The following is a 418-nucleotide window of genomic DNA, read 5'->3' on the forward strand; positions in this document are numbered from 1 at the left end:
ATCACCAACCTGTGTGGCGGGCGGCGATCATCGCGCACTGCCGGTGGCGGGGCCGGCGGGTGGCGATGCGGATCGGCCGCGAGCACGGGCGGTGGCCGATCCGGACGGTCACCGACTCCTGGGTGTATCTGCTCGCCGGCGCCACAGCGAAGAGTCTGCAGCACAACACCCCAAATCATTGGGAGACACGCCCTAATACTGCAACGGCACTTGCTTGACAGGTGCGCGATACTGATTGTGTGGTCCTCGATCTGGTTGCTTCCGAGTTAGAAGCGTTGCAGCCGGTTCACCGCCTCCGCGAACCGCAGGTAGGTGTCCACGCTCGCGACGACGATCCGGGCGTCGATGGTCAGCAATTCGATGCCGACCAGCGAGACCCGCACGTAGGCGTCGATCACGAGGCCCTTGTCGAGGATGG

The 418-nt window shown here is 64.6% G+C and carries 1 protein-coding gene and 1 pseudogene; one reads left to right on the forward strand and one right to left on the reverse strand.

Annotated features, from left to right (window positions below; all coding sequences use genetic code 11):
- The coding region (locus tag P3H15_RS55350) for a hypothetical protein (protein WP_276144964.1) at nucleotides 1-218 on the forward strand (218 nt) is incomplete at its 5' end.
- A gap of 57 nt (nucleotides 219-275) precedes the next feature.
- Here the strand turns inward: P3H15_RS55350 and gvpJ are convergent.
- Nucleotides 276-416, reverse strand: a pseudogene (gvpJ, locus tag P3H15_RS55355) (gas vesicle protein GvpJ); the annotation flags it as partial.
- Nucleotides 417-418 lie beyond the last annotated feature (2 nt).

Source organism: Rhodococcus sp. T2V, from assembly GCF_029269925.1.
In the GTDB taxonomy this organism is placed as follows: domain Bacteria; phylum Actinomycetota; class Actinomycetes; order Mycobacteriales; family Mycobacteriaceae; genus Rhodococcus_F; species Rhodococcus_F koreensis.